This is a genomic window from Rhodopseudomonas palustris, from assembly GCF_007005445.1.
In the GTDB taxonomy this organism is placed as follows: domain Bacteria; phylum Pseudomonadota; class Alphaproteobacteria; order Rhizobiales; family Xanthobacteraceae; genus Rhodopseudomonas; species Rhodopseudomonas palustris_G.
Window position 1 is genome coordinate 4929585 of the sequence record NZ_CP041387.1, and the last position, 19101, is coordinate 4948685.

Below are 19101 nucleotides of genomic sequence, written 5' to 3' on the forward strand. Positions count from 1 at the left end.
CCGCCGCCGCCCTATGCAGGGAGTTGCGGTTCTCCTACAACTCGGAAAACGATTTGTGTTCCGATGGTCGACGGCATTTCCAAAGCGCTCACGGGTATCGAAGGCTTCGACGACCTCACCTTAGGCGGCTTGCCAACGGGGCGTCCCAGTTTGGTCTGCGGCTCGGCCGGCTGCGGCAAGACGCTGTTCGCATCGACTTTCCTGATCAACGGCGCTCGGCTTTACGGCGAGCCGGGCGTGTTCGTCACGTTCGAAGAGCGCGCAGTCGATATCGTCGACAACGTCGCCTCGCTCGGATTCGATCTGCAGGGATTGATCGAGCAGGAGCGGATCCTGATCGAACATATCGCGCTCGATCCGACCGAAGTCGCAGAGGTCGGCGACTATGATCTCGAAGCGCTGTTCCTGCGGTTGGAATTCGCAGTCGATCAGATCGGTGCCAAGCGGATCGTACTCGACACCATCGAGAGTCTGTTCTCGGCGTTCCAAAATCCCGCGGTGCTGCGGGCCGAAATCCGCCGGCTGTTCGATTGGCTGAAACAGAAGGGGCTCACCGCCGTCATCACCGGCGAGCGCGGCGACGGATCGCTCACTCGGCAGGGCCTCGAAGAATACGTCTCCGACTGCGTGATCCTGCTCGACCACCGCGTCGACAGCCAGATCTCCACCCGGCGGCTACGAATCGTCAAGTATCGTGGTACCGCGCACGGCACCAATGAGTACCCGTTCCTGATCGACGAGGAAGGCTTCAGCGTGTTGCCGGTGTCGTCGCTGGCGCTGTCGCACACCGTGCACGAGGACCGGATCTCGACCGGCGTCGCCGATCTCGACGCGATGCTGTCCGGCGGCGGGTTCTATCGCGGAACCAGCGTGCTGGTCAGCGGCGTCGCCGGCTCCGGCAAGAGTTCGCTGGCCTGCATGATGGCCGACGCCGCCTGCCGTCGAGGCGACAGGGCGCTGTATCTGTCGTTCGAGGAATCCGAGGCGCAGACTGTCCGCAACATGAAGTCGGTCGGGACCGATCTCGGCCGATGGCTGAGCAGCGGCCGGCTTCGCTACATTGCGGCGCGGCCGACCTTTTACAGCCTCGAGATGCACTTGGCGGTGATGCTGCGCGAGGTCGCGCGCTTCAAGCCGGACCTCGTGGTGCTCGACCCGATCTCGGCCTTCACCGAAAGCGGGCAGGTCGGCGAAGTGCAGTCGATGCTGCTGCGGATGGTCGATTATTTGAAGTCCAACGGCATCACCGGGGTGTTCACTCATCTGGCTCATGGCGCGCAGACCGAGACCGATGCCGGCCTGTCGTCTCTGATGGACGCCTGGATCCTGCTGCTGAATCGCGAGGCGCACGGCGAGTTCAATCGCGAGCTTTATCTGCTGAAGGCACGCGGCATCGCCCATTCCAATCAGGTGCGGGAGTTCGTGATGTCGGCTGACGGCATCCACCTGCTGCCACCATATCTCGGCGAGGGCGGCGCGCTGACCGGATCTGCGCGCCGGGCCGAGGAAGCCAAGGCGCGGCGGGCCGAGAGCGAGCGCCGCACCGAGGTGGCGCGACTGCAGGCCCAGATCGAGCAGCGCCGGCGGCGCGCGCGCGCGCAAATCGAAGCCATCCAGGCCGATCTCGCGGTCGACGAGGCAGAGCTGAATCGGCTGACACAGGCGGAAGTCAGCTTTCGCGCGCAGAGCGAACGCGATGTCGCCGAGATGGAGCGGAGCCGGGGCGTCATCGGCTCGCCCGGGGGCACGGAGTAGGGGGCGACGATGGCCGATCCAATCAAACTTGTGCTGTATGTCGCCGGCGAGACGCCGAAATCGCTCGCGGCGATCCGCAATCTCGAGAAGATCTGCGCCGAGCACCTCGCCGGCAAGTACAAGGTCGAGGTGATCGACCTGAAGAAGTCGCCGCAGCTCGCCCGCGAGCACGGCATCGTCGCGATCCCGACCTTGGTGAAGGAATTGCCGGTGCCGATCCGCAAGATCATCGGCGACCTGTCCGACACGCCGAAAGTGCTGGTGCATCTGGCGGTGGAGGAGTCGTCCTCGTGACCTCGGCGATCTCGGCGCTGAGCAGGGCGGAGCTGGAAGCCCGGCTGGAAGAGGCCGAGGAGACGCTGCGGGCGATCCGCGACGGCGAGATCGACGCCGTCGTGGTGCGCGGCGCCGATGCCGAGCAGGTGTTCACGCTGGAAGGCGGCGGCCAGTCCTACCGCACCTTCATGGAAGCGATGGATGTCGGCGCCGCCGCGTTCGATCAGGACGGCCAGTTACTGTACGCCAATCAGGCGTTGTGCGCGCAGCTCGACTGCGTCCACGGCTCGCTGACCGCGACGGCGCTGATCGAACTGCTAGATCCGGTCAAACAGGCGGCTTTCCGGCGTTTGCTCGCGCAGGCGCAGCACCAACGACAGTCGGCCGAAATCCACCTGCGGGTCGGTGATGCCGAGCGCAGCATGCTGCTCACCGGCACTCCGCTCGAATTCGGTGTCGTCCGCGGTGCGGCCATCACCTTCACCGACATCAGCGAGCGCGAGCAGGCCGCCGCGGCCCGCGAGTCGGAGCGGCTGGCACGCGCGATCCTGGCCTCGGCCAACGAAGCGGTGATCGTCTGCGACCGAGCCGGCTGCGTCACCCATCTCAACGGCGCCGCGATGCGGATCTGCGCCGAAGCGCCGGTCGGCAAGACCTTTGCCGAGGCGATTGCGCTGAGCTTTCCGGAAGCGTCCGAGCTGATGAGCAGCGACGACATCGTCGCGATGGCGACCGCCGGGCTTCCGGTGCAGGGGTTGGAAGCGGCGGTGCGCACCCCGTCCGCCGCCATCACCGACGTGATGATCAGCGCGGCGCCGTTGCTGGTCTCTGGCGAACGCACCCAGGGCTGCGTCGTCACGCTGGTCGACCTGTCGCAGCGCAAGGCTGCCGAGCGTCATCAGGCGCTGCTGATGGGGGAGCTCGACCATCGGGTCAAGAACACGCTGACCATGGTGATGGCGATCTGCGCCCGCACCGCCGTGCACGAGCGAACCATCGAGGATTTCCAGAAGTCGTTCACCGGACGGATCCAGGCGCTGGCTGCGACCCATACGCTGCTGTCGAACGCCTCATGGCAGAGCCTGCAGATCCGTGACGTGCTCGCCGCCGAACTGGCACCGTTCGCCTCGCTGTCCAGTGGCCGCATCGTCACCGACGGGCTCGACATTGCGGTCGAAGCCAAGACCGCGGTGTCGCTCGGTCTGGTGTTTCACGAACTGACCACCAACGCCGTCAAATACGGCGCGCTGTCGGTGCCGTCGGGCAGGATCTCGGTGCGGCAGGTTGCCGCTGGCGACGATGCGCTCACGATCGAATGGCAGGAGCACGATGGCCCGCCGGTCACGCCGCCGCAAACCTCCGGTTTTGGCCAGACGCTGATCTCGCGCAGCCTCGGCAGCGGTGGCGCCGCGCTGGAATTCCGTTCGGACGGCGTGGTCTGTCGGATCGCGGTGCCGAAGTAAGCGATGATCCGCGGGCAACCGCGCGACTGCGAAGCGCCGTGGTTTCCCGGACGATCAGGCGGCCCTGACCGTCTCCAGAAATCTCGTCACTTCGGTTTTGAGCCTGTCACTGTCCTGCGACAGCGATTTCGCTGCGGACAAAACCTCGTTCGACGCCTCACCAGTTTCTTCGGCGCCGTCGCGGACGTGGCCGATGTTCGAACTGACCTGAGTGGTGCCGTGCGCCGCCATCTGCACGTTGCGGGCGATCTCCTGCGTAGCGGCGCCTTGCTCTTCGACGGCCGATGCGATCGTGGATGCGATCTCGGCCATCCGTCCGATCGTGCCGCTGATGTCCCGGATCGCCGCCACCGATTCGTCAGTCGCGGTCTGAATGCCGGAAATCTGCTGACCGATCTCGCCGGTGGCCCGGGCCGTCTGCTCGGCGAGCGCCTTGACCTCGGATGCGACGACCGCAAAGCCGCGGCCGGCGTCGCCGGCTCTCGCCGCCTCGATCGTGGCGTTGAGCGCCAGCAGATTGGTCTGGCCGGCGATCGTATTGATCAGTTCGACGACGTCGCCGATACGTGCCGCAGCCTTTGACAGGTCTGCAACGCGGTCGTTCGTGAGATGGGCCTGCTCGACCGCCTCCTGGGCGATTCGTGCGGATTCCTGAACTTGTCGGCTGATCTCGTTGACGGAGGATGCCATCTCCTCGGTCGCCGAAGCGACCGACTGAACGTTGGTCGACGCTTCTTCCGCGGCCGAAGACACCGCCATCGCAAGCTGGCGCGATCGCGTTGCGGTGCCTGTCAGAGAGCCGGCGGAAGCCTCCAGTTCGTTGGCCGACGACGACACCGTCCCGACGATCTCGCCGACCGCCCCCTCGAACTCGGTGGCAAGTCGCATCATCTCGGTCCTGCGCTCCATCTCCGCGCGGGCTTTCGCCTTTTCCTGTTCGCACCTCAGCCGCTCGACCTCCAGGCCATGTTCCTTGAACACCGCCAGCGCCTTGAGGATCTCGCCGATCTCGTCCTGACGATGCGGCTGCGGCGTTTCGGTGGCCAGGTCACCTGCGGCGAGGCGCTGCATCGTCGCGATCGCAGCGCGCAGTGGACGCGCGATCGTCCCGCGCACCACCGCGAAACTGGCGAGCACCGCCAGGAGCGCGACCGCCAGCGTCGCCGCTGCGATCGTCCACAGAGTCTGATAGGCCGCCGCTTCGAAGTCCGCCTTCTTGATGCCGACGTAGAGAATGCCGATCACGTTGCCCCCGGCGTCGACGATCGGATCGTAGGCCGTCATGTACGGCTCACCCAGGATCGCCACCTCGCCGCGGAACGGCTGCCTGTTCTCGAGCACCGTGGTGTAGGCAGGGCCCGGGGCGAGTCTGGTCCCGACGGCACGCGTGCCGTCCGGCTTCATCACATTGGTCGCGACCCGCTGATCGTTCATGAAGATCGTTGCGGTACCCCCCACCAGGGATTTGATCTTGTCGACGGTGGCGAAGTCGTCGTTGAGCACGCGATTCCCCACCGTGAGCTTGTTGTCGGCACGGCTGAATGCGCTGCCGTTCGCCTTCACGGTGTCCCAAGCGACGCGGATGTTGGTCTCGACGCGCTCCCGAGCCGCGTCGGTGGCGGCGTCGGCGAGCACCTTCCAGGCGACGGCGGTGACGGTGACGCCGAGCAGCAGCACGCCGAAAACCGAAAGCAGGATAATGCGGGGAACGAGACCGAGCGACCAGCTATGCGTTCCGTGCGTGGACTTCATGATGTCTCCTTGCACGCCCGGTCGCGCAGCGTCCGTGCGGGCGCAGCGTCGGGCGATCTCAGGCGATGTTCTCGTTGGTTAGCCGGGCTCTTGCCGACCGTCGCGTTTGCGCAGCGACATGCGCAGATGGCTTCACAAATCTGAAACATTCGTTTCACCGAATATAGAAATCCGATGGGCACGATTAGTTAGATTTCAGCTTCCGCGCGAGTTGATCGGCCTAATCCGCAACTGTAACGGGAGCGTCGAGCTGTTCGGGCTTCGCGGGCGTGCCTCTGCCGAGCCGCAGAAAGCGCTTGGATTCAAGGGGCTGACGACAAGAATAGGTGAACCGGCCACCGATGGCCGTGTTGGATTAGTATGCAATCGCATTTTGATGGCGTGGCGCATCGAGCGGCCGGGCTCCAGCGCCTGGTAGAATAGCGAGGTGAGCAATATTGCCGCGGGCGTGAGTGCGGCTCGCCGTGCGACGCAGCCCACTCGGGACATCGCGAGCCGTCAGTGCCTTGCCGGCTGATCGGTCGGGGCCTGCCCGCAAACCCTGGGGGAGTGCGAAGTCGAGCCATGCGCCGGCCGCAGCGACTGTTTGGCGGAGCCATGCAAATTGATGGCGTCTCTCAGATCGTTCGAAAGGCCGTTTGAACCTTGCGCCGCAGGTCGTGCGTCTGGAAGCCTGCCGCTACACGTCTACTGTCGCGTGCAACGAATTCTCCTGAATGAATTCACGGCGCGGTTCGACGACGTCGCCCATCAGCTTGGTGAAAATGTCGTCGGCCTCGTCGACTTCGCGCACTTTGACCTGCAGCAGCGAGCGGGCGTTGGTGTCGAGCGTGGTCTCCCAGAGCTGACCGGGATTCATCTCGCCGAGGCCTTTGTAGCGTTGCAGCGCCACGCCCTTGCGGCCGGCGTCGGTCACCGCCTCGAACAGGCTGATCGGGCCGTGGATTGCGGTTTCGGCATCCTTGCGACGAAGTACGCCGGGGCGCGGATAGACTTCCTGCAGCACCGCCGCATATTCGTCGAGCTTCCGGGCGTCGGCGGAGCCGAGCAGCGCGTCGTCGATCGCCGCGACTTCCTTGACGCCGCGCACGGTGCGTTCGAACGCGAAGCCCTCGCCTTCGGTGAAGCGGCCGATCCAACCGCGTTCGACTTCGTCAGCCAACGCGTCGAGCCGGCGCGCGATATAGGCGGCCGCCTCGTTGGCGGTGGCGATGTCGGCGGTGACGCGCGGGCTGAGCACGCCGGCGATCGCGGCCTGCTCGACCACGCTACGATTGTAGCGGCTGTGCAGATTGTTGAGTGTGCTGCGGATCGCGCGCGCGTCCTCGACCAGCTTCAGCAGGTCGCGGCGACCGCGCTCCTCGCCGGTGGCCAGCTTGAACACGCAGTCGTCCAACCCGGTGGCGATCAGATAGTCCTCGAGCGCGCGCTCGTCCTTCAGATACTGCTCGGACTTGCCGCGGGTGACTTTGTAGAGCGGCGGCTGTGCGATGTAGAGATAGCCGCCCTCGATCAGCGCCGGCATCTGCCGGAAGAAGAACGTCAGCAGCAGGGTGCGAATATGCGCGCCGTCGACGTCGGCGTCGGTCATCAGGATGATCTTGTGATAGCGCAGCTTGCCGATGTCGAAATCGTCGCGGCCGATGCCGGTGCCGAGCGCGGTGATCAGTGTGCCGATCTGCTCCGAGCTCAGCATCTTGTCGAAGCGCGCGCGTTCGACGTTGAGGATCTTGCCGCGTAGCGGCAGAACGGCCTGGAATTCGCGGTTGCGACCCTGCTTGGCGGAGCCGCCGGCCGAGTCGCCCTCGACGATGAACAGTTCCGATTTCGATGGATCGCGCTCCTGGCAGTCGGCGAGCTTGCCGGGCAGCGAGGCGATGTCGAGCGCGCCCTTGCGCCGCGTCAGCTCGCGCGCTTTTCGCGCGGCTTCGCGGGCCGCTGCGGCTTCGATCACCTTGCCGACGATGGTCTTGGCCTCGCTCGGATGCTCCTCGAACCACGCGGCGAGCGCTTCGTTGAGCACGTTCTCGACCACCGGACGCACTTCCGAGGACACCAGCTTGTCCTTGGTCTGCGACGAGAATTTCGGGTCCGGCACTTTCACCGACAGCACCGCGGTCAGTCCCTCGCGGCAATCGTCGCCGGTCAGCGCCACCTTTTCCTTCTTGGCGTTGTTGTCGGCGTAGCCGGTGAGCTGCCGCGTCAGCGCGGCGCGGAAGCCGGCCAGATGCGTACCGCCGTCGCGCTGCGGGATGTTGTTGGTGAAGCACAGCACGTTCTCATGATACGTGTCGTTCCACCACAGTGCGGCTTCGACCGCGATGCCGTTGAGGTCGGCCGCGACGACGATCGGCGTCGGCACGATCGGCTTCTTGTTGCGATCGAGATATTTGACGAACTCGGTGACGCCGCCCTCGTAGCGCATCTCTTCGCGCTTCTCGACTGCGTGGCGCAGGTCGGACAGCAGAATGTTGACGCCGGAATTGAGGAAGGCCAGTTCGCGCAGCCGGTGCTCCAGCGTGGCGAAGTCGTATTCGACGTTGGTGAAGGTCTCGGACGAGGCGTAGAATGTCACCTCGGTGCCGCGCCGTCCGCCCGCGTCGCCCACCACGCTGAGCGGCGCCACTGCGTCGCCATGGGCGAATTCGATGTAGTGCTCCTTGCCGTCCCGCCAGACGCGCAGGATCAGCTTGCTCGACAGCGCGTTGACCACCGAGACGCCGACGCCGTGCAGACCACCCGACACCTTGTAGGAGTTCTGGTCGAATTTTCCGCCGGCGTGGAGCTGGGTCATGATGACCTCGGCCGCCGAGATGCCTTCGCCCTTGTGGATGTCGACCGGGATGCCGCGGCCGTCGTCGCGCACCGTCACCGAGCCGTCGGCGTTGAGGATCACTTCGACCGCGCTGGCGTGCCCCGCCAGCGCTTCGTCGATGGCGTTATCGACGACTTCGTACACCATGTGGTGCAGGCCGCTGCCGTCGTCGGTGTCGCCGATATACATGCCCGGCCGTTTGCGGACGGCATCGAGACCCTTCAGCACCCGGATCGATTCCGCGCCATATTCGGCCGGCGCAGGATGCACGGATTCGGCAGAGGGCTGCCGGGCAGGTTCAGTCATGCAGGGACCTTCAGAATTGCGATCGAATCGGCGTGCGCCATTCGCAGCGAAGCGCTCTTTTGTGCCATGAAAGCAGGGGCGTCACCAGCGCAAAGTCGTGGTGTTCAAGCTGTTGAATAGATAGAGATTTTGGCCGCGCTCGCAAGGCTCGCGAGGGCAGGTTCGGCGGCTGCAGTGAAGATCGGCGATGCGGTCGATTCTGCCCTGCCCGGCGGCCTATCCGCGAGCGCTGATTCGGCCGTTGTCGACGTCGAAAATTGCTGCCGCCGGACCGATCTCCGCGAACGCCAAAGGGTCGGCCCCGGTCATCCAGACCTGCGCGCCGAGCCGGCTCAGTTCGCCGAACAGAGCGGCGCGGCGGCCGGGGTCGAGATGCGCCACCACCTCGTCGAGCAGCAGCAGCGGCGTGATCGAGGTGGTCTCGGCGACGAGCTGGGCGTGTGCCAGCACCAGCCCGATCAGGAGTGCCTTCTGTTCGCCGGTCGAAGCCTCGCGCGCCGGCATCGCCTTCGGCGCGTAGATCACCTCGAGGTCGGTCAGGTGCGGGCCGTCGAGCGTTCGGCCGGCGGCGGCGTCGCGGCTGCGGTTGTCGCGCAGCACGGCGCGGTAGCGGTCCTCGACGACGGTTGCCGGTTCTGACGCCAGCGCACTCTCCATCCAGCCGTCCAGTATGATCCTGGCGGACGGGAACGCCGAGGTGGCGCCGCGGGCATCGATCATGGCGGCCAGCTTGGTCGCGGTCTGCCCGCGCTGTGCCGCGACTGCGATCGCCAATTCCGCGGTTTCGCGCTCGATCGCGTCGAGCCAATGTGAATCCGCGTTGCGGATGTCTTCCAGCAGGCGATTGCGCGACCGCAGGCTGCGATCGAGGGCGGAGACGCGGGCCGAATGTCCGCTGTCGATCGCCAGCACCAGGCGATCGAAGAAGCGCCTGCGTTCCGACGCGGCGCCCATGAACAGTCCGTCCATCGACGGCGTCAGCCACACCATCCGCAGATGATCGCCGAACGCCGCCGCCGAGCCGACCGGTTCGCGGTCAATCCGGCATCGCCGGGTCGTGGCGACATCGCCGCGCGGCGGCTCGATCCCGGTGCCGAGCGTCGCCAGCCCGAGCGCGCCTTCGACCTCGGCCGACACCGCCCAGGAGCCGTCGCCTTCGTGACCGGCGATGTCCTCCAGCCTGGCGCGGCGCAGACCGCGGCCCGGCGCCAGCAACGAGACCGCCTCGAGGCAATTGGTCTTGCCGGCCCCGTTCGGCCCGACCAGCACCACTTGGTCGGCGGTCGTGGTCAGCGACGCGGAGCGATAGTTCCGAAAATGCGTCAGCGTCAGGCGTGTGATGCGGGCGGCGATCATGCAATAGCTTGCTTTGGGGGAGTTGCAAGGGACTGCAACTGGCACTGCAGTCACCCTCCGCGAAAGCGGAGGGTCCAGCATCCCAGAGCGTTCGCTGGTACCCAAGACGCTCTGGAATGACGCTCTGGAATACTGGGTCGCCCGGTCAAGCCGGGCGATGACGATGGTGCTATTGAGGCGCCTCGACTTACACCCGCATCGGCATCAGGACGTACAGGGCGCTCTTGGAATCGCGATCCTGGATCAGGGTCGGCGAGCCAGGGTCGGCGAGCCTCAGCACCGCGACCTCGCCCTCGATCTGCGCGGCGATGTCGAGCAGATAACGTGAATTGAAGCCGATATCGAGCGGGTCGGAGGCGTATTCGACCTCGAGTTCTTCGGTCGCGCTGCCGGAATCCGGATTGGTCACCGACAGCACCAGCTTGCCGGCGGACAGCGCCAGTTTCACCGCGCGGCCGCGTTCGGAAGAGATCGTCGAGACGCGGTCGACCGCGGCCTCGAAGTCCTTCTTGTCGACCAGGAGTTCCTTGTCGTTGTTCTGCGGAATCACCCGGCCGTAGTCCGGAAACGTGCCGTCGATCAGCTTGGAGGTCAGCACGACATTTCCGAGCGTGAAGCGGATCTTGCCGGTCGACAACTCGATCCCGATCTCGGCCTCGGTGTCCTCGATCAGCCGCTGCACCTCGCCCACGGTCTTGCGCGGCACGATCACGCCGGGCATGCCGTCGGCACCGCTCGGCAACGTCAGGTCGAGCTGCGCCAGACGGTGTCCGTCGGTGGCGACCGCGCGCAAACTCGCGGCGCCGGAGCTGCCGGCCGTGTGCAGATAGATGCCGTTGAGATAGTAACGGGTCTCTTCTGTCGAGATCGCAAATTGGGTGCGATCGATCAGCCGTTTGACGTCGGACGCCGGTAGCCGGAAGGCGTGGCTCATCTCGCCGGCTGCGAGATCCGGGAAATCGCTCTCCGGCAGGGTCTGCAACGTGAACCGCGAACGGCCGGCGCGGATCGCCAGCACCGAACGGTCACCGTCGCTCTCCAGCACGATCTGCGAACCGTCCGGTAGCTTGCGGACGATGTCGTAGAACATGTGGGCCGGTACAGTGGTCGAACCGGCGGTCGCGGTTTCGGCCGGCAGCGTTTCCGTCACCTCGAGGTCGAGGTCGGTCGCCTTGAGCGCGAGCTGGGCGTTTTCGGCGCGCACCAGCACGTTGCCGAGGATCGGGATAGTGTTGCGGCGCTCGACCACGCGATGCACGTGGCTCAGCGACTTCAACAGTTGCGCGCGTTCGACCGTGACCTTCATTGCAAAACCCGCCTGCTCCGCGCCCGCATCGTGTGATGAAGCTGCCGGATATGATGGAGGAGGCCCGGCAGCCGGATGCGGCGCCAAGGCCATTGGCACCCGCTGAGGTCACCCGGACCCGCGGGGGGTCCGCAGGGTGGCGTGGTTGTGCGGCTCGCGCAAGAGCGCGCAGCCGCCGCCGGCCCAAATTTCCCCGGGATTCAGGCTGGCCATGATGCCCATTGTGGCGGCGGCGGCCAGGCGCCTATTCCTGAAGCTGGCGCTTCAGGGATTCGACTTCGTCGGACAGCGTATTGTCCTTCGACACCAGTCCTTCGATCTTGCGGACCGCGTGCAGCACCGTGGTGTGGTCGCGTCCGCCGAAGCGGCGGCCGATCTCCGGCAGCGAGCGCAGCGTCAGTGTTTTGGCCAGATACATCGCGACCTGGCGCGGTCGCACCACATTGGCGGTCCGACGCGACGACAACAGGTCGGAGCGGCTGACGTTGTACTGCCGGGCGACGATGCGCTGGATGTCCTCGATCTTGATCCGCTTCGGCTCGGAGGGGCGGATCAGGTCGCGGACTTCATGCTCGGCCATTTCCAGCGTGACCGGCTGATTGTTCAGCTTGGAATGCGCCAGCAGGCGATTGATCGCGCCTTCGAGATCGCGACCGTTATGGGTGATGGTGCGTGCGAGATACTCGAGCACCGGCTGCGGCACGTCGAAGCTGACGTGATGGGCGCGGGCCGCGACCACGCGCGAGCGCAGGATGCCGAGGCGCAGATCCTCGCCGAGCGGCGCCATTTCGACCACGAGGCCGCCGGCGAGCCGCGAGCGCACCCGCTCGTCGAGACTTTCGAGATCGGACGGCGGCCGGTCGGCCGCCACCACCACCTGGCGACCGGCGTCGATCAGCGCGTTCAGGGTGTGGCAGAATTCGGCCTGGGTAGTCTTGCCCTGGAGGAATTGCAGATCGTCGATCACCAGCACGTCGATGCCGCGCAGCGCTTCCTTGAAGGCCAGCGAGGTTTGCGTCTTCAGCGCGGCGACGAAGCCGTACATGAACTTCTCGGCGGTGAGATACAGCACCTTGCGCTCGCTGCCGGCATTGCCCGCCCAGGTCACCGCCTGCAGCAGGTGAGTTTTGCCGAGACCGACGCCGGAATGGATGTAGAGAGGGTTGAACATCACCGGGTCGCCGCGGCGGCCTTCGGCCACCTGCTTGGCGGCGGCGTGCGCCAGCGTATTGGAGCGGCCGACCACGAAGCTGGCAAACGTCAGCCGCGGGTCGAGCGGCGAGCCGCCGAGTGCGTCGTGATTGGCCGATACCGGGGTCGCGCCGTTGCTGCGCTCGGCCGCGGACTTCTGCTCGTCGCGGCGGCTCTCCACCTGCGCCGGTGCTTCCTTGGCCGGCGCAGAACAGCGCGCCGGGGAGCGTACGGTGACGTCGATGCGATTGACGTCCGGCAGCTCGGCCTGCCAGCAGGACAAGACCTTGTCGGAGTAGTGCGTCTGAATCCAGCTCTTCAGGAAGCGGGTCGGCACCGACAGATGTACGCTTTCGTCTTGAACGCTCTCGAGGTCCATCCGCGCGAACCAGCTCGAATACACGTCCTCTCCGACGCTCGAGCGCAACCGGCCTTTCACGCGCGACCAGCGATCCTGTTCCATGTTCGACATTTCAGTAGCTTTTCAATTCCAGAGTGAAGGGCCATCGCAGCGGCGAAGCCATGACGGCTCACGCCGTCGCTGCGACCAGCGAGACGAGATCGGCCAAAGCTCCGCCGGTTCGGCTGAAGCAGCCGACGTCAGATCAGGGCCGAAGAGAGATGGAAAAAGGTCAGCTCAGCGGAGGACTCGACGGATAAACCGGAGTGTGAGCGCAGCAGCGACTGATCAAAAACGAATGTGCCGCGAAGGCGGAAGACTCAACCGGAAGATCGGCAGGTTCGAATGATACGTCGACCAAGGTGCTCATGAAACCTCCCCCTCTCGCCGCGCTCGCGCGCGGCCAGACATCGCCAAAAAAGATCCGCGTCGATGCTCTCACCATGACGATCGCTGCCGTCGATACGCTGCTAACGAAAAATGCCGATGCCGTCATTCGCCTGAAGATCGTTCGTTGCGCGAACGCCTCCACATGAATTCAGACACGGCTTCGCCGGCCCCATATTGCTATGAGTTGCGGTTCGACCGTCATTTGGAAAAGCCACCAACATGCATACCGCCGCCGATTTGCATGTCCGCCCTTGGTTCTCAGATCGCGCTGATCAGAAGAGCCGTGGGCGTCGCGGGTGGACTATGAAAACCACGACGGCTGCCCGGCTGCAATGGATATGATTCCGAGGGGAGGGTGAAGATTTCGCCTCAGCCGACACCGGAGCGCGCAACTAATCGTTTCCGGCGCGGCAAGATTTTGAATCTGTGCATAGATTCGAAGTGTGCTGCGAGCGTGACATTTTGGTCGCGCGCCCAAAAGAACTTCATGAATCCTTTACCTTTGACGGCCGGGTGCCGGCGTTTTCCAAACGCTCGTCCGCGCTTTGCCGATAAGTGGTTCGCTCGCCGCAGATTTTCGTGAGCGCTTGGACAGGGTAACCCTCGTCACAAACGACCGCGTAGTTGCACGGGGAAGCGAGTTCCGAAAGTCAAGCGAGTCGCACAAGGACATCAGTTCCTGCTGGGCCGCAGCGATTTCTGCAGACGGGCGTCAAGCTGGATTGACGGTTGCCGGTGGGTTGTTCCGGAACGGGGCAGGTGGCGCGGAAGGCGCGCGTGAGCGGGCGCGAGTTGCGGGTGCGTGCGTACAGTAATCGAGTGGGTAACTACACGACCGGCGGCGGCTGAGCACGAAGGTGCTTGCGCGGAGGCGCCGAAAAAGAAAATGCCCGGCAGAGCCGGGCATCGAAACCATCCAAGATGATGGTGAGAATTACTTCGCCAGCTTGGCGATGCTGTGCGACAGACGCGACACCTTTCGGCTCGCGGCGTTCCGGTGAATGATGTTGCGCTGTGCGGCGCGCATCAGTTCCGGCTCGGCGCGGGCCATCGCCTTCAGCGCCGCCTCGCGGTCGCCATTGGCGATCGCCTCTTCGACGGTCCGGACAGACCCGCGCATCTGAGTCCGACGCGACTTGTTCACCGCGGTGCGCCGGGCGATCTTGCGGGTCGCTTTCTTGGCGGAAGACGTATTAGCCATGATCTCTCAAATCCTGCAGCGGCCTCTGCTCGAGCGGCCGGGGCTGATTGGCGAAGCCGCTCGATCGCGACGCGCCGTGTGTTCCGGATGTTGCTGAATATGCTCCCGGAGCCGACACGGCCGCAATCCGCGGCGCCGCCCAAAGAACAGCAGCGGCAGGATCGCCCCCACCGCCATTTCCGGGGTTATACTGGCAGTGCTTTCCAGCGTCAACGGGGGCGAGCCGCCAGCGTCCGCGCCGGTTCCGGCAAATCGTCTGCCCCCTCCCCAAGGTCAAGTCGCTGGCGAGGTTGAATTCTGCCGCCCTGCCCGGTAAGCCCGGCCCGGGGCGCCGGCAAAACCTATCGGGGTGGTTGAGATGATCCGCGGCTTCTTTCGGCTGATCGGTCTGCTGTTCCTGACGGGTGGGTTCATCTTCCTGGTCTATGACGGCGCGCGATCGGTCGCCGACAACTCCGTGCAGTGGACCAAGCTCGGGGATTTCTGGAACGACATTCATCAGGCCAGCCAGCAGTCGTTCCGTGACTGGCTGGAGCAGACCGCGCCCTGGCTCTGGACCCACCTGGCCAAATTCGTGCTGGCGCAGCCGACCTTCGCGGTGCTGGGCGTGATCGGCCTGGCCCTTATGCTGCTGTTCCGTCCGCGCAAGCCGCTGATCGGCTACGCCCGAGATTGACGACGAGGCGGCGTAACAATCTCGCCGTCGCTGCGAAGGCACCTATATCCTTAAATTGAGTTGAGAGCCGATTGCATCAGCGCCGCGCCGGTGCTCGGCTGTCGCCATCATGCGTGCGCGGACCGAGCGCGGTACCTGCCGCCATCGACCGAGCCGGGGAGGTCTTCGATGTTCTTCATGCGCAAATCGACCGCGATGCCGAGTGCCGCCGAGGCGTTGCCGGGTCGGCCGACGCCGATCCCGACGGCGTCGACGCATTTCGTCAGCGGGCACCGGCTGCAGCCGCCCTTTCCGGGCGGGCTGGAGCAGGCGGTGTTCGGGCTCGGATGTTTCTGGGGTGCCGAACGCAAGTTCTGGCAGCTCGGTGACGGCGTCTATACCACCGCGGTCGGCTATGCTGGCGGCTTCACGCCCAATCCGACCTACGAGGAGGTCTGCTCGGGCCGCACCGGGCATACCGAAGCGGTGCTGGTGGTGTTCGATCCGGCCCGGATCGCCTACGACGCGCTGCTGAGAACCTTCTGGGAAAGCCACGATCCGACCCAGGGGATGCGTCAGGGCAACGACGTCGGCTCGCAATATCGCTCCGCGATTTACACTTTTGGCGACGACCAGAAGCGGGCGGCGGCGGCCTCGTGCGCCGCCTATGCCGAGGCACTGGCGGCGAAGGGCTACGGCCCGATCACCACCGAGATCGCGCCGTCGGGCCCGTTCTACTACGCCGATGACTACCATCAGCAATATCTCGCCAAGAATCCCGGCGGCTATTGCGGTCTCGGCGGTACCGGCGTGGCGTGCCCGGTCGGGGTCGGCGTCACGGCCTGATCGGGCCGCCGTTCTGATCGAGATGGTCGTTTGCCGCTCGCCGGGTTGCGGGCGGCGGACCAACGCCGCAGCGTCTCGCGGCAGTACAGGGATGGGCCTCCCGCCCACACCGTTTGTTAACCCTAACAGGGCATAAACGAAGCTGTCTCGTGGCGAGGGATAGCTCCAGTGCGTGTCGTAGGTGCGTTTCAAGTATCGATCATCATCGTGGCGACCGCGCTCGCGCTCGGCGGCTGTATGCGGCGGCCGGGTCCGGTCGCCGTGATGCAGACACCGAACACCCTCGATTCGATGGCCTATGGTGGGCGCGTTCCGCCGATGGCGGCTGCCTATGCGGCGCCGGTGCGGAGTGGTCCGGAGCCGGCCTACCGGCTCGATGCCGGCGACCGGCTGCGGGTGGTTGTGTTCGGCCAGGAAGGACTCACCAATACCTATTCGATCGATGCCGCAGGATCGATCACCATGCCGCTGATCGGCGCGGTGCCGGCGCGCGGTCGCACGCCGGCCGGTCTCGCCGCCGAGATCACCGCGCGGTTGCGCCGCGGTTTCATCCGCGAACCGTCAGTCGCAGTCGAGGTCGAATCGTATCGGCCGTTCTTCATCCTCGGCGAGGTCACCGCGCCGGGGCAGTATCCTTATGTGCCGCATATGAGCGTCGAAAGCGCGGTCGCGATCGCCGGCGGGTTCACCCCGCGGGCGCAGCGCGACCGGGTGACCGTGACGCATCCGGAAGGTGGCGGCATGGTACGCGAGGTGGTGCCGCTGGGCACGCCGCTGAGCCCCGGCGATACCGTGTACGTCGGTGAACGCTGGTTCTAACGCCAGCCCGCCCCTCCAAAAACCAAGCTGGAGTTCCGGTTCTGATCCGATCAGAACCGGAATTGGTCTCAGTCGAGGCTGTGACCTCGTTTCACTTCAAGTGTGTGGCCAGGAAATCGAGGCTGCGCTGCCAGGCGCGGTCGGCGCTGGGCTTGTCGTAGCTCGCACGCTCGTCGCAGCCGAAGCCGTGCTGGGCACCGGTATAGACCAGCACCTCGACCTCGGGGCGCTTGGCCTTGATGGTCTCGACATCGTCGAGAGGAATTCCGGAATCCAGTTCGCCGAAATGCAATTGCGTCGGCACGGCCGGTTTGTCGTCGGCGAAGCGGGCGACGGCGCCGCCGTAATAGCCGATCGCGGCTTTGAGGCCGTGCAGCTTGGTTGCCGCCGCATAGGCGACGCTACCGCCCAGACAGAAGCCGGACGATCCCGACCGGGCCGACGCCCTGCACGGCATCGATCGCCGCCTGAGTGTCGCGCAGCATCGCCGGCCAGTCCGGATCGGCGACGAATTTGCGTGCCACCGCGATCTCCTCGAGGGAGTAACCACTTTGGAAGTTGCGCTCGGTGCGATCGAAGATCGACGGCGCGACCGCTACGTAACCTTGCGCCGCGAAGCGGTCGCAGACGTTGCGGATGTGACGATTGACCCCGAAGATCTCCTGGATCACCACGATTGCGGCGTTCGGCACTCCTGCCGGGTCGGCGCGATAGCCGCCGAATTCGAAACCGTCACCGGCCTTCAGCGTGATGTCGTGTCCCACGGGGATTCCTTTACGCTGCGAGAGGGAGGTAGTTGGGCAGCCGTTGGTCGGTACGGCTATCGCCACATCCAGTTGCGACCCCAGTCGCCCTTCCAGCCGGCGAGCCGGCCGTGACGGAACTGCAGGTACAGCCGGTCGCGACGGTCGAACAGGCCGCTGCCGCCCTGGTGGCGGATCACCAGATAGATCTCGTCGCCGGGTGGGCCGCCGACGTAGTTCAGCGGCATCCCGAGTGCCGCAGCGGCGGCGGTGGCGTCCATGCCGAATGTGAGCGGCGTGGTGTTGGAGAGTGTGGCGACGAACGGCGATGCGACGATCGCGGCGGGCTGCTGTGCGAAGGTTGGTGCGGCGGATAGCAGCAGCGCTCCCGCGATGGCGGCGAGGATGCGTGGACGTGGGATGATCGTTGGTGCGGTCGCTGTCATATCGTCCCCATCAAATTCGATCATCATGCGCTCGCTGCGGACCTTATGGGCGAAACCGGTGGCGAGTGCGAGCGGAGCGTAATCACGATTTCCGTATTTTATCAAATTGGGCCGGTCGCGGTCACCGCTCGTTAACAACACCCATTAATCTCAGGGAACCAGTTTTTCGTTAGTGTAAGGAGATTGTCCGCTCGAAGCATCGATCCGGTGACCTGTATGAATGCGTTAGCCCGACAACCCGCGTCCAATCCCGCCCCGCGCCGGCGTCTGCTGCTGGCGTCTGATCGCCGCGATCGCAGCGTCGATATCGCTGGGATTCTGGCGAGCGTCGCGGAAGTCGAGACCGTGCCGACGGCGCACCTGCCGGATGCACCGGCGCGCGATCTCTCCGGTATCGTGGTCGATATCAATCTGCGGTCGGCCGACAGCGTGCAACTGGTCCGGCGCAAGCTGCTCGGCGGCGCGTATCAGCCGATGCCGCGGCTGTTCGTGCTCGCCGACGAACTGCATCACGGCTCGATGCAGGCATGGGCTCTCGGCGCCACCGATACCATCGCCCGCCCGTTCGATCCGCGCGATCTGTTGCAGCGGGTCCGGTCGGCATTTCCGGATCCTTCCGAAGACACCGCCATCGCCCGTGCCGAAGCGCTCAGCGACGGCGTCACAGCTGCCCACAAGGTGCTGGTGAAGATGTTCGAGCGGCTGCACGGTAAGCCGCTGACGTTCCAGGACGTGATGCAGGCCGAAGGTCCGATCCTGAAGGCGATCAAACGCTCGTCGTTGCGTGAATGGCTGGCTACCGTCGGCCGCCATCACGACGAGAGTTATCGGCTCTGTCTGTTCGCCACCGGATTCTCGGTTGCGTTCGCGCAATATCTCGGCATGCGCGAGGAAGATCAGCGCCGGCTGACCCGCGCGGCGCTGCTGTACGACGTCGGCAAGGCGTATATCGACGTGTCGGCGCTGGACAATCTCGACAATCTGAAGGGCGATCTGCTGCGTAAATATCGCGAGCATCCGCGGCTCGGCTACGAGGCGCTCGTCGCCGAAGGCAGCTTCCCGCGCGAGACGCTCGACGTCGTGCTGCATCATCACGAGATGCTCGACGGCTCCGGCTATCCGGACGGACTGCACGGCGATCAGATCGCCGACATCGTCCGGATCACCACCATTGTCGATATCTTCGCGTCACTGGTGGCGCCGCGCAAGAACCACACGCCGATGTCGCCGCTGCAGGCCTTCATCGCGATGGAGAACTTGGGCGGCAAGATCGACCAGCGCCTGCTGCAGGCGTTCCGTCCGGTCGCGATGGGCGGCTGATACCAACTTCTGTTTTCGGGGCGCGCGAAGCGCGACCCCGCAAATCTTTTCGTCCCGTCTC

General features: G+C 65.2%; 15 protein-coding genes and 1 pseudogene. 8 read left to right on the top strand and 8 right to left on the bottom strand.

What is annotated here, in order from left to right; genetic code table 11:
* Positions 1-63: 63 nt before the first annotated feature.
* Genes kaiC through FLL57_RS22745 form a run of 3 tightly spaced genes read left to right on the top strand, consistent with a single transcriptional unit; the run spans position 64 to position 3494 of the window.
* Positions 64-1755, top strand: coding sequence for a circadian clock protein KaiC (kaiC, locus tag FLL57_RS22735; protein WP_047307944.1), 1692 nt, complete (start codon positions 64-66; stop codon positions 1753-1755).
* A 9-nt stretch (positions 1756-1764) separates the two neighbouring features.
* Complete coding sequence (locus FLL57_RS22740) at positions 1765-2049, top strand: circadian clock KaiB family protein (protein WP_011155579.1); 285 nt, start codon at positions 1765-1767, stop codon at positions 2047-2049.
* Positions 2046-3494 (top strand): HWE histidine kinase domain-containing protein, encoded by a 1449-nt coding sequence (locus FLL57_RS22745; protein ID WP_142884085.1) that lies wholly within the window; start codon positions 2046-2048, stop codon positions 3492-3494. Before FLL57_RS22740 ends, FLL57_RS22745 begins: the two co-directional genes overlap by 4 nt.
* A 54-nt stretch (positions 3495-3548) precedes the next feature.
* Here the strand turns inward: FLL57_RS22745 and FLL57_RS22750 are convergent, their stop codons facing one another.
* The 5 genes from FLL57_RS22750 to dnaA form a co-directional block, all read right to left on the bottom strand.
* Entirely contained in the window at positions 3549-5246 is a 1698-nt protein-coding gene (locus FLL57_RS22750) for a methyl-accepting chemotaxis protein (RefSeq protein WP_013499854.1), read from the bottom strand.
* Positions 5247-5925: 679 nt separating this feature from the next.
* The gene (gene gyrB, locus FLL57_RS22755) at positions 5926-8367 is read right to left on the bottom strand and encodes a DNA topoisomerase (ATP-hydrolyzing) subunit B (protein ID WP_013499853.1); all 2442 of its coding nucleotides are present in this window, start codon (positions 8365-8367) and stop codon (positions 5926-5928) included.
* Positions 8368-8583: 216 nt separating this feature from the next.
* Complete coding sequence (recF, locus tag FLL57_RS22760; RefSeq protein ID WP_142884086.1) at positions 8584-9723, bottom strand: DNA replication/repair protein RecF; 1140 nt, start codon at positions 9721-9723, stop codon at positions 8584-8586.
* Positions 9724-9910: 187 nt separating this feature from the next.
* Entirely contained in the window at positions 9911-11029 is a 1119-nt protein-coding gene (dnaN, locus tag FLL57_RS22765; protein WP_013499851.1) for a DNA polymerase III subunit beta, read from the bottom strand.
* A gap of 244 nt (positions 11030-11273) precedes the next feature.
* Positions 11274-12692, bottom strand: coding sequence for a chromosomal replication initiator protein DnaA (gene dnaA, locus FLL57_RS22770; RefSeq protein WP_041806904.1), 1419 nt, complete (start codon positions 12690-12692; stop codon positions 11274-11276).
* A gap of 296 nt (positions 12693-12988) precedes the next feature.
* Here dnaA and FLL57_RS23430 point away from each other — a divergent pair, with 296 nt between their 5' ends.
* Complete coding sequence (locus tag FLL57_RS23430; RefSeq protein ID WP_013504653.1) at positions 12989-13156, top strand: hypothetical protein; 168 nt, start codon at positions 12989-12991, stop codon at positions 13154-13156.
* Between the two features lie 788 nt (positions 13157-13944).
* Here FLL57_RS23430 and rpsT read toward each other — a convergent pair.
* Entirely contained in the window at positions 13945-14211 is a 267-nt protein-coding gene (rpsT, locus tag FLL57_RS22775) for a 30S ribosomal protein S20 (RefSeq protein ID WP_013504652.1), read from the bottom strand.
* A 358-nt stretch (positions 14212-14569) separates the two neighbouring features.
* On the opposite strand from rpsT, the gene FLL57_RS22780 reads away from it, so the two are divergent.
* The 3 genes from FLL57_RS22780 (at position 14570) to FLL57_RS22790 (ending at position 16531) form a co-directional block, all read left to right on the top strand.
* The gene (locus FLL57_RS22780; protein WP_013504651.1) at positions 14570-14887 is read left to right on the top strand and encodes a hypothetical protein; all 318 of its coding nucleotides are present in this window, start codon (positions 14570-14572) and stop codon (positions 14885-14887) included.
* Positions 14888-15055: 168 nt separating this feature from the next.
* On the top strand, positions 15056-15712 hold the full coding sequence (gene msrA, locus FLL57_RS22785; protein ID WP_142884087.1) for a peptide-methionine (S)-S-oxide reductase MsrA: 657 nt from the start codon (positions 15056-15058) through the stop codon (positions 15710-15712).
* Between the two features lie 168 nt (positions 15713-15880).
* Entirely contained in the window at positions 15881-16531 is a 651-nt protein-coding gene (locus FLL57_RS22790; RefSeq protein ID WP_013504649.1) for a polysaccharide biosynthesis/export family protein, read from the top strand.
* 91 nt (positions 16532-16622) lie between these two features.
* Here the strand turns inward: FLL57_RS22790 and FLL57_RS22795 are convergent.
* A pseudogene (locus FLL57_RS22795) lies at positions 16623-17361 on the bottom strand (dienelactone hydrolase family protein).
* The gene (locus FLL57_RS22800) at positions 17352-17720 is read right to left on the bottom strand and encodes a hypothetical protein (RefSeq protein WP_142884269.1); all 369 of its coding nucleotides are present in this window, start codon (positions 17718-17720) and stop codon (positions 17352-17354) included. The pseudogene FLL57_RS22795 and the gene FLL57_RS22800 overlap by 10 nt, the downstream one beginning before the upstream one ends.
* A 216-nt stretch (positions 17721-17936) precedes the next feature.
* Here FLL57_RS22800 and FLL57_RS22805 point away from each other — a divergent pair, with 216 nt between their 5' ends.
* A complete protein-coding gene (locus FLL57_RS22805) occupies positions 17937-19040 on the top strand; it encodes an HD domain-containing protein (protein ID WP_142884088.1) in 1104 nt (367 codons plus the stop codon).
* Positions 19041-19101: the final 61 nt, after the last annotated feature.

Excerpts from the sequence above, each read along its gene's own strand:
- FLL57_RS22740 (WP_011155579.1), top strand. The coding sequence starts at position 1,765 with ATGGCCGATCCAATCAAACTTGTGCTGTATGTCGCCGGCGAGACGCCG.
- FLL57_RS23430 (WP_013504653.1), top strand. The coding sequence starts at position 12,989 with ATGAAACCTCCCCCTCTCGCCGCGCTCGCGCGCGGCCAGACATCGCCA.
- FLL57_RS22780 (WP_013504651.1), top strand. The coding sequence starts at position 14,570 with ATGATCCGCGGCTTCTTTCGGCTGATCGGTCTGCTGTTCCTGACGGGT.
- kaiC (WP_047307944.1), top strand. The coding sequence starts at position 64 with ATGGTCGACGGCATTTCCAAAGCGCTCACGGGTATCGAAGGCTTCGAC.
- FLL57_RS22805 (WP_142884088.1), top strand. The coding sequence starts at position 17,937 with ATGAATGCGTTAGCCCGACAACCCGCGTCCAATCCCGCCCCGCGCCGG.
- FLL57_RS22800 (WP_142884269.1), bottom strand. The coding sequence starts at position 17,720 with ATGACAGCGACCGCACCAACGATCATCCCACGTCCACGCATCCTCGCC.
- dnaA (WP_041806904.1), bottom strand. The coding sequence starts at position 12,692 with ATGTCGAACATGGAACAGGATCGCTGGTCGCGCGTGAAAGGCCGGTTG.
- recF (WP_142884086.1), bottom strand. The coding sequence starts at position 9,723 with ATGATCGCCGCCCGCATCACACGCCTGACGCTGACGCATTTTCGGAAC.
- msrA (WP_142884087.1), top strand. The coding sequence starts at position 15,056 with ATGTTCTTCATGCGCAAATCGACCGCGATGCCGAGTGCCGCCGAGGCG.
- FLL57_RS22750 (WP_013499854.1), bottom strand. The coding sequence starts at position 5,246 with ATGAAGTCCACGCACGGAACGCATAGCTGGTCGCTCGGTCTCGTTCCC.
- gyrB (WP_013499853.1), bottom strand. The coding sequence starts at position 8,367 with ATGACTGAACCTGCCCGGCAGCCCTCTGCCGAATCCGTGCATCCTGCG.
- rpsT (WP_013504652.1), bottom strand. The coding sequence starts at position 14,211 with ATGGCTAATACGTCTTCCGCCAAGAAAGCGACCCGCAAGATCGCCCGG.
- dnaN (WP_013499851.1), bottom strand. The coding sequence starts at position 11,029 with ATGAAGGTCACGGTCGAACGCGCGCAACTGTTGAAGTCGCTGAGCCAC.